Here is a 9718-nt window from a genome sequence, read left to right on the forward strand (position 1 = left end):
ATGGAACTGGCGTTCAGTGCATTTGCTGTCAGCTGTTAGTGTACTGGTCTTGCTTTTCGTCCATCTGCTGTGTCATGCCAGAAGGTATATACGTGGACGGAAGTTCTTCATTGCTTTGGGAGCAGCCTTTGTCCTGGCCACTGTGGGGATTTTTGGCTTGCCATATCTTGATCGTTGGTTTCATCAGGTAAAGGTGGAGAAAGAAACCATCATACAAGGGGAGAAGATTCAAGTATCCGGGCGAGTATTGACGGTGTATTTCAGCCGGGTAGGCAATACGGATTTTCCACCTGGGGTGGATGCGGTATCCGGGGCTTCCATTATGAAGGACAAAGAGACACTTATCGGCAACGCTGAAATGATAGCGGCCATGATTCATGATGCTGCCGGGGGCGATATTTATGCCATTCGCACCAAGGAAAAGTATCCTGCTGACTATGGTGCTACCACTAGGGTGGGCAGGAAGGAACTGGATGAGAATCTGGCTCCGGCGCTGGTGGGGCCGTTGCCTGAGCTGGCAGATTATGATGTGGTCTTTGTAGTGTACCCGCTTTGGTGGCACACCCTGCCTATGGCTGTCCAAGGTTTTTTGGAGCATTATGACTTGCATGGAAAAAGTATCGTTCCCGTGGTAACCCACGGTGGTGGCGGGATAAGTGAGAGCATCGAGAAAATAAAAGAAACCACCGGGGCACATCTCCCAGGGGAAATTCTTGACATCTATAGCAGCGATATCCCCTCTGCCAGACAGGATATAGCTGCATATTTGAAGCGGATGAAGCTTGATTAGTATTTGAAAGGTATAACTCGCGCTGACTGTGATTTTGCAGGCATTGTCTTGAGTCGATATTGCAAGGGTAGAAAAATAGCCTCGCCGGAAATGGGGATTCGGCGAGGCCTTTCTCTTGTGTAGGAAGTATAGCATGGCAGATTGGGGAGATATAGGACATTTGGCCTACTGATAATGTATACATGATTTCTTTGCGACAGTAAAGAGCAGTTCGTTTACAGATAGCTTATGGGAGAACAACAGTATTTGTGGTAGAATTTTGTTAGAGTAAGCGTTCACAAGGTCGGGAAAGGATTTTCATACATGAAGCAGGATGAGGTTGGGAGATTACATGCCATAGTGAGAAGGCTGCAATCTGAGGATGGCTGCCCCTGGGACAGGGTTCAGACACATGAAAGTGTAAAGCCCGGATGTATCGAAGAAGCCTGTGAGGTGCTGGCAGGGATCAATATCCTCAGAGAGACCGGCAAGGCTGAGAACTTGAAGGAGGAGCTGGGAGATTTGCTGTTACAGGTGATTTTTCATGCTTGTCTGGCAGAGAAAGAAGGGCTGTTTGATCTGCAGGAGGTGGCACGTTCTGCCGCTGACAAGATGATTAGGCGGCACCCGCATGTGTTCCATGAACCATTGCGTACATCGGAGGGAGAGCCTGTCACTGATTGGTCGGAGATCAAGAAGATAGAGAAAGCTGGCCGGGAATGGGAGGAGGATTACCTGCCGGAAGCCTTGGAAGAGGGAAAAAGGCTTATTGAGCGTGCTCCTTTGCTGACATTATACCCTATTCAATAGGATGGGGCAAGGAAATCACCTTTTAGAATAATAGCAGAAAATTCTTGCAATATATGTTAATATATGTTAATATTTTAATGGAAAACCGTAGAGTAAAACATTGTATAGTTTTTCAACCCCTAAGCATATTTACCATGGATATGTAATCATCTTATGAAGGAGGCATATCCATGATAAGCAAAAATGCTCTAATGACTGAAGCAGACCGCTTCATCCTGGACATGAAGTCTAACCAGCAACGCTATATCGACTTCCTGTCTACCATGGGTAAGTACCACAAGTACGGTCTTACCCAGCAAATCAATCTATTTTTCCACGCTCCGGCAGGTGCCAGCGGTGCGGTGGCTACCAAGGCCATCTGGGAGAAGCTGGGGAGGAAGGTGGCAGATAACGCCAAGCCTATCCCCATCATTACAGGCAGCGAATATCAGGAACACGTTGAGGAAGTCTTTGATGTCTCGGCCACCGAGGGGTATCAGGGGGAAATCCTCACATGGGAATATAACGAGCAGAAGTGCAAGGCATATATGGATGAGCATTTTCCCGGACCCAGTGACCTGTCTATGCCTCAGCGAATCCTGAATTTCACCAAAAATGACATCGAAGACATCTATAAGACCATTGAGGAACTGTCTCCGAGCATGATAAAAGGAGCCGATGTAAGGAGGCTGGTAGGAGAAAAGACGGAAGCGGCATCTATGGCTATGGCTAGGTAAATAATCCCACTGAATTCAGCTTGTAAACCATTTCAGTTTACAAGCTGAATTTTTTATTTACATCAAGTAAAAATCAATTCTACTTGACATATTTGGTCTGTGATAAGTATACTTGGGTAAAGAGATACTGGGGAGGTGAGCCACTTGAACAGTCAGGCAAAGGCAATTGAAGAGTTTATATCAAGACAACCAGAAAATAAGATACTTACAGCCAATCAGGTATATAGTCAGCTGCCGGAGAGCTTTTCGGAACAGGCCTTCTATCAAACCCTCACGAGGCTTACGCAGAGGGGGGAACTATGCCACCTTACCAAAGGGCTTTATTATCGGCCACGCCGTTCTCGGTTTGGTGTGGTTCCGCTGGGGGAGCAAACCATCATTGACCATTACACCGAGAATGGGCAGGGAATGGTAATCGGCTACAGATTATTCCATCAGCATGGGCTGACCACGCAAATCTCCAAGAATGTGGAGTTGCTTTCCAATGTACTGCAGGAAAATAAAAAGACAGTTGGCAATGCAAAGGTCAGCAGACTAGACTTGAATTTTGATGCCTCTATTTGTAATGCCATCGCTACGCTGGAAATCCTCCAAAACTATCGTAACATCGAAGACATCAACCGCCAGCAACTGGCTGAGTATATGAAGAAATTTGCCATGAACTATTCCGAAGAGGCTATTCTGACAGTGCTCAGGCATCGCAGATACAAGAAATCAACAATCGCATTTTTGGCTGCTTTCCTTGGCTTCTGGAATACGAAACACACTTTGCAGCAGTATTTATCGCGACTGTCTGCCTATGCTATTCCGCAAATGGAGGAATTCTATGCTTCTACATGAAAATCCCACTGATTTCAAAGATCTTCAAGAACTGACGGCAGAGTATATCGGTATTCCGGCAGTAGCTGTTGAACGTGACTATTACATAGTGATGATGCTGGAAAAGCTCACCCAAAGTCCCTACGCCGATAGCTGTGTCTTCAAAGGTGGCACCTCTCTGAGCAAGTGTTACCCCGGCTCCATTGAGCGTTTTTCAGAAGATATAGACCTCACATTTCTTCCGCAGGAGGAAATGGGGAACAAGCAGTATGACCGCCGCTTAAAACAGGTTGAAAAAGCTATGACCAGTGGCTTCCGGCTTGAAAAAATTACGGGCGAGAGAAATGACCGCAACAAGAGTTCCTATGTATGGTTCAACGACAAGAACGGAGCTAACGGACGAATCAAGCTGGAAATAGGCTCCAGTATTCGTCCTGACCCTTATCGTCCTATGTCTGTAAAGACCTATGTGCAGGAATTTCTTGAAGCAAAAGGGATGCTTCAGGAAGTCAAGGAATTTGGCTTATCACAGGTCACCGTCAATACCTTGGCTATTGAGCGAACCTTTTTGGATAAGGTCATGTCTGTGAAACGTCATGCCATATGTGGCAGTCTGACGGAGAAGATTCGTCACGTTTACGATGTGGCTATGCTCTTTCCTCGGAAGGATATACAAGAATTTCTCAATGACAAGGTAGAGCTTAAACGTCTGCTGGAGATTACCAAGCAAACAGATAGTTTTTATCTTGAAAAGCGTAATACACCAGCAGACTATACGCCACTGGGAGCCTATGATTTCCCCATGTGGCGGAAAGCGTTCAACGGAGCAGCCCGGGAACGGTATGAGAAATTACATGAAACCCTGCTATACACAGACCAAAAGCAGGATTTTGGAGTGGCGGTAAGCACCTTTGATAAACTGAATCAGATATTTAGCTCCATTGGGGAGTGATAGACTCCCAGCCCATGACAGAACACCAACTGTCATGGGCTTTTTTGCGTTTAGTAAAACATTGTATAGTTTTCTAACCCCTAATCAGATTTACAATACCCCCGAGGAGGCGAGAGAACTGCTATATACTGCAAGGGATGGTGTCAGTGGATCACAGTCATCTGTGATAAACCGGTCACCGATGAGAGCCTGCGAGCACTCATTGACGTTGATATCGTGACGATGCCAACTGCCGAAGATCCGATAGGAGATTATGTTACCACAAGACAGAACCAAAGGAGGATGTCGCTATGAATGAGTATCTGAATGAGGGGCCCGAGATGGATGAAGCGAACTTCGCCAGCTTGGTTGCCACCATGGAAGGATATATGGAAGATGTGAAGGAATCTGCCCCGGTAGCGGCCTATGAGCAGATTGCTGCCCCTGCCGAGGAACTTAAACAGCATCTTGAAGACTGCCGGACTGCCGAAGAATGCTTCGGGCCGGAACCGGCTATCTGGGAGGGGTATCAGCCCAAGCATGAGGCAGTGTGCGACAGCTTGAACCATCTTTCCCGCACCTACCAGTCGGAAAATAGCTCCACGGAAGACAGAGCCGTGGCCTTAGACCACAGTACTGCGGCATTGAAAAACGCCAACAACTACCTCGTGGAGCAGCTGACTGCCGTGGAGCGGCGTAATCAGGATATGCTACGGGAAATGCAGGAACTCCGGCAGGAACTGGCCGATATGCGTTCTTCCGTGCAGGGCTATTCCCCGGAGCAGTTTGCCCAGAGCATGGCTGTGGCCATCAAATTTTTGGAGGAAGCCAATATCATCTACAACCGTGCCCAGCAGCCCGGACGGAACTATGGCAAGCTCTTCAAGCACACCCGCCGTACCGTTCACAAGGTATACCGGGATGTGATTGACACCCCCAAGCGTATCCGCAATGCTGCCAAGGACAAGGCCTACAGCGTGGTGGACAGCGGCATCCGAAAGATTGCCCGGGTCTTTGACAAAGGCCTCCAGAGCTTGCAGGAGAAAAAGGACAGGCTCATGGAAAAATCAGCGGCCATCAATGAAAAGAGGGAGGCCATCTACGGCAGGACGAGTACCCCCAGCCAGAGTGAGAAACCGACAGAGGAAAAGGCAGATAACCACCTCCTTGACCTGAACAGTCTCCTTAAAGATGAAAATCGGGACAAGGCCGTGAGCCAGCTGGTAGATTTTCTGGTGAAGGCCGGGAAGAAGGAAGAGGGCATCACAAATCTCCTGTCCGAGGTCAAGGTCAAAGCCATGGCCGAAATGAAGAAACCGGAATACAAGGCCGTTCAGGCCGAGGCAGCCGCAGCAAGATAATTCATAGCTATAGAAGGGAGCAATTCACATGAGCGACAGCATATACACCATGACCGAAGAGGAAATCAAGGCACAGGGCATCGCCGAGGAAGCAGAAGATGCCATCACCGATGAAAACTACGCCGAGGCCTCTGAAAAGAACATCTGGGACGGGGAGAAGCTGGTCACGGAAGCTCAGTACACCAAAGATATCATGGCAGCATACCATGCCCAGCAGAAGGAGGACTGACCCATGGCAACGGAAAAGATGGATTACTATCAGGAAGTCACCAATGACATCATCAAGGCTATCGAAGAAGGAACCACCCCTTGGCAGCAGGGCTGGGACAGCAAGGTAGGGGCTGCCATTGCCGCCGTGCCCATGAATGGCAAGACCGGGAGGCCGTACTACAAAGACAACCTCCTTCGCCTTTCCATCGTGATGAAGAAGCATGGGGACAGCAAAGACCCTCGTTTCTTCACCTTCAAACAGGCTAAGGACATGGGCTATTCCATTAAGAAGGGAGCCAAGTCCACCCTCATTCGCATGGGGTTCTATGCAGATAAAGACCTTGAGGGCAATGAACTGCCGGAGGATGAGAAGCATTGGACGAACAGGTACTACCGTGTCTTCCACGCCTCCGACTGCTGCCTTGGCATGACCTATGTGAAGGACGAGCAGGGAAATCAGGAATATGCCCCGGTCTATGACAAGGAAGGCAAGCCCGTATTGGTGCCGGGGAAGGACAAGGACGGCAATACCATTATGGAGCCGAAGATGGAGCCTGTCATCAGGTACGAGCCTATCCCGGAATATGTCCCCAAAGCAGTAGGTTACACCCACGATGACCAGATTGAAATCGCCGAGGCCATGCTGAAAAACTCCGGGGCAAAGATTTTCAATGACCAAGCAGATAGAGCTTATTATCAGCCCAGCACAGATGAAATACACCTGCCCAAGCCCGAAGCATTCCCGGAGATTGCCAACTACTACGCCACAGCCCTCCACGAACTGGGGCACTGGACTGGCCATAGCAGCCGCCTGAACCGTCACGGCATGGGCAGCACCACATTCGGCTCATCCACCTATGCCAAGGAAGAACTGCGGGCAGAGCTGGCCTCCACTTTCCTGTCTGCTGACCTGGGCATTCCCATGAACACACAAAACCACGCCGCCTATGTGAAAAGCTGGCTCCAAGCCTTGAAGAACGATAAGACAGAAATATTCAAGGCGGCCAATGATGCCTCCAAGATTGCCCGTTACCTTGAGGATTATGTGCGGGATTTGATGAAGGAGAAGCTACAGAACAAGGCCGAAGAGGAAAAGCAGGAAGAAACGGCAGCTGCCGAACCTGAGAAATCTGCCGAAGAAGCCAAGGCTCCTGCTCCCCCGGCCAAAGAGCCGGAGGCAGCCAAGCCCAAGGCCATCACCCCCACGCCGGGAAAAGCAGCCAGCAAACTTTATGTGGCCATCCACCAGCTACAGGCGGGCAGCGATTGGCGTTTTGACAGCTGGAAGGATGCCCAGATTGCTCATGACAAGAGCAATCCCATGGATTTCAAGAAATACGAACAGAAATGGCAGGAGGCTTACAGCCCCAAGGATGATGATGTTTCCTCCATTCTGGAAGACATCTATGCCAAGCACAACGCCGATGACAGACCTTCCGGGAAAGTCATGCCAGCCCTTTCCATGAGCGATGTGGTGCAGGTCAATGAGCGTTACTTCTATGTGGACAGCATTGGCTTTCAGGAAATCAATGTGAAGCCCTTCAAGGATATTGAGCTGATGAAAGCCGTATCCAATGTGAAGATAGCCGAAACCATTGCTGCCGACAGGGAGGCCATGGGGATGGAGCGGCACGATGCCTATATGAAGAGCTTCAATGAAGCCTACTTCGCCGGGTCCCCACTGAGCAAGGAAAACACCGGCACCGTAGAGGATGATTACCAGAAGTTCATATTCGATAACGCCCAGAAATACGGCCTTTCCAGTCTCCGCTCCGCTGACCAAGCGGGCTGGGAAAAGGCAGATGAAGCCTTTCTGGAAGCCGTTGCCCACAAAAGCTGCGAGAAGAACGGCTATGTGGACAAAACCGACCTTGACCGGGCCACCATCACACTTTTCAAGCTCAGCCCCAGAATGACCGTGCTGGAAGGGGATAAACAGGAATACACCAAGAAACTTAAAGACAATGTGCTGGCAGGGAGCTTCTGCAAGGAGCATACGGCACCCAAGGAAGAAGCTGCTACGAGATAAGAGGTATCGACCATGAGAACAATAGTAACAGACATTGACATAGAACGCCCCAAAGATGGCAAGCACTATACCGTTTACTACCGGCAGGGAGAGCTGGCTGGAAATATGCTTCTGCCGCAGGAAGCTGTAGATATACCGGGCAAGAACTCTATAAAAGCAGCCCAGGAATATGTGGATGCCCATGGAAGAGAGGTGCCACATCTTAAAGAACTGCCGAGGTTGGACGAGGCAGGGCCAGTTACCAGATACCTTGTCAACAGTTCCATCAGCCATAACTCTGGTATGGTGTCAGTAGGCAGGAATCAAGATGAGGTAGAGAGCTTTCTGGCAGAAATTCAGGAGCAGGACATCAGCCTCAGGAGCTTTGCAGATGTCATAAAAAGTCTGGAAGCGGATTTGAAGAAGTACCCGGTTCTTCGGGATAGTATTGAGTATTCCAGCCCGGATGAATACTGCCCCGCCGGGGAACCGCTGATACTCAGCTATACCACCTTGGGCAGTTCCTTTGCCAATAAGATAGATGTCGCGAGGGACAAGCTTATAAATGTGGACACCTCGGAGCTTTCAGAGCATGACTTTGAAAGTCTCTGCAGATACATGGAACGGGGAACTAAGCAACAGCAGGAATCCTTCGGCACGGTTCATGCAGGTGATGTATGTATAGACATAGATGCCTGCTACAACATTCAGGAAGACCGTCCTGACATCAAGTTCACCTGCTATGTTCCCTCTGACAAAGGGGCACACTCCAACTATGCTGAACATGTAAAAGGCTATCCATATGAAGAATTTTACAGTGACTTTGGCCTTAGGGAGGCTATAGAGGTAGATGTGTGTACTGCGACAGGTAATTATGATTTGTTCCGCTCGGAGCTGCAGGAGCAGCTTGAGATTTATGCCCAAGAACGAATAGCAGACAACTTCCCCCAGAAGGGCTTGGATGCCCTGCTGTCCAAGGAAAGGTTCTGGCAGTGCATGAGAGCCAAGGAAGAATGGCCCAGCTTTACCGTAGTGCCTTCGCCTACGGACTTTGCCCACAATAAATCTGCAGAACGTTATGATGATGTGGAGATAATTCCACCCGGCTTCCATGATGAAACCGAGCCTAGCACTGATACTTATCCGGTCATTGCTGACGATGATGATTTTCTCTATATCGAAGAGGATTATTGGCATAAGAAATCCGCTGACATAAACGCCAGATACCGCCTTGTCCTCAAAGATGCGGAAATGAGCTGCAAAGCTATGGAAGACTTGGCCAGCACCTGCCCAGTAAATGGGGCACTGGCCTCCAGCAACCGCATTGACGAGGTTCACCAGAAGGCAAAGGAACTGCTGCCGAAGATGAAGGAGGCCAGAGAGCGGCTGGATGCCATGTACGAAACAGCTGTAACCATCCGCACAGCCTCATCAAACATGACCACCCAGTTCATGCAAGTTTACTGGAACGCCTACAACAGCCCCAATATGACAGACAAGGATGACCACAAGGCAGCTTGCTGCAAGGCCATAGCTTTCTGCATGGATAACGGAGCCACCCAAAGAGAAGTCCTGAAGCTGGTGGACACCAAGGCTCCCATGGCTGTGTGGGAGAAGGAAGGACAGTACGCCGTGAAAATGGTAGGGGAGGTGAACAGGGAGAGGGAGGCTGCCAAGGAGAGCAGCACAGACAGAAGCAGATAGCAAACGCCCCGGCATACACGAAAATCGGTGTATGTCGGGGCGTCATATGAGGAGCGGCCTGTGAGTCTACCCCGGATTTTGTGTAAACCTCCCAAGTGATGTAAAATGGGAACATCACTTGGGAGGTATTTTTATGAGCAGAAAATCACGCACCCCAGAAGAGCAAGCCCGCCGGGAGAAGATTCGGGCACTGCTGCAAGAAAGCAACGTCACCAGCATGGAGGACATTCAGAACTTATTTAAGGAAACTATAGCAGAGTTCATGGAGAATGGCCTTGAAGCAGAGCTGGATGACTCCCTGGGCTATGGTAAGTATGACTACAAGAACAAGGATACGGACAACAGCCGTAACGGCCACAGCCGCAAGAATCTCCGCACCAGCTTTGGCGA

10 protein-coding genes are annotated in these 9718 nt (G+C 49.5%); all 10 read left to right on the plus strand.

Annotated elements, in window-relative coordinates:
* Positions 1 to 790 (plus strand): flavodoxin (locus BLW59_RS16565; protein ID WP_217634652.1); only part of this gene is annotated, 790 nt, incomplete at its 5' end.
* 303 nt (positions 791 to 1093) lie between these two features.
* On the plus strand, positions 1094 to 1579 hold the full coding sequence (locus BLW59_RS16570; RefSeq protein ID WP_074698920.1) for a MazG nucleotide pyrophosphohydrolase domain-containing protein: 486 nt from the start codon (positions 1094 to 1096) through the stop codon (positions 1577 to 1579).
* 170 nt (positions 1580 to 1749) lie between these two features.
* On the plus strand, positions 1750 to 2295 hold the full coding sequence (locus BLW59_RS16575; protein ID WP_074698923.1) for a hypothetical protein: 546 nt from the start codon (positions 1750 to 1752) through the stop codon (positions 2293 to 2295).
* Positions 2296 to 2439: 144 nt separating this feature from the next.
* A complete protein-coding gene (locus BLW59_RS16580; RefSeq protein ID WP_074698926.1) occupies positions 2440 to 3135 on the plus strand; it encodes a hypothetical protein in 696 nt (231 codons plus the stop codon).
* Positions 3122 to 4066, plus strand: coding sequence for a nucleotidyl transferase AbiEii/AbiGii toxin family protein (locus BLW59_RS16585; protein WP_074698929.1), 945 nt, complete (start codon positions 3122 to 3124; stop codon positions 4064 to 4066). Before BLW59_RS16580 ends, BLW59_RS16585 begins: the two co-directional genes overlap by 14 nt.
* A 290-nt stretch (positions 4067 to 4356) precedes the next feature.
* Positions 4357 to 5406, plus strand: coding sequence for a hypothetical protein (locus BLW59_RS16590; RefSeq protein ID WP_074698934.1), 1050 nt, complete (start codon positions 4357 to 4359; stop codon positions 5404 to 5406).
* A 28-nt stretch (positions 5407 to 5434) separates the two neighbouring features.
* Complete coding sequence (locus BLW59_RS16595; protein ID WP_074698937.1) at positions 5435 to 5635, plus strand: hypothetical protein; 201 nt, start codon at positions 5435 to 5437, stop codon at positions 5633 to 5635.
* Between the two features lie 3 nt (positions 5636 to 5638).
* The gene (locus BLW59_RS16600; RefSeq protein ID WP_074698940.1) at positions 5639 to 7645 is read left to right on the plus strand and encodes a zincin-like metallopeptidase domain-containing protein; all 2007 of its coding nucleotides are present in this window, start codon (positions 5639 to 5641) and stop codon (positions 7643 to 7645) included.
* 12 nt (positions 7646 to 7657) lie between these two features.
* Entirely contained in the window at positions 7658 to 9328 is a 1671-nt protein-coding gene (locus BLW59_RS16605) for a hypothetical protein (protein WP_074698942.1), read from the plus strand.
* Between the two features lie 133 nt (positions 9329 to 9461).
* On the plus strand, positions 9462 to 9718 hold a 257-nt coding region (locus BLW59_RS16610; protein ID WP_175463488.1), incomplete at its 3' end, for a transposase.

Origin of the sequence: Selenomonas sp. KH1T6, assembly GCF_900108415.1 — a bacterium.
In the GTDB taxonomy this organism is placed as follows: Bacteria; Bacillota; Negativicutes; order Selenomonadales; family Selenomonadaceae; genus Selenomonas_B; species Selenomonas_B ruminantium_A.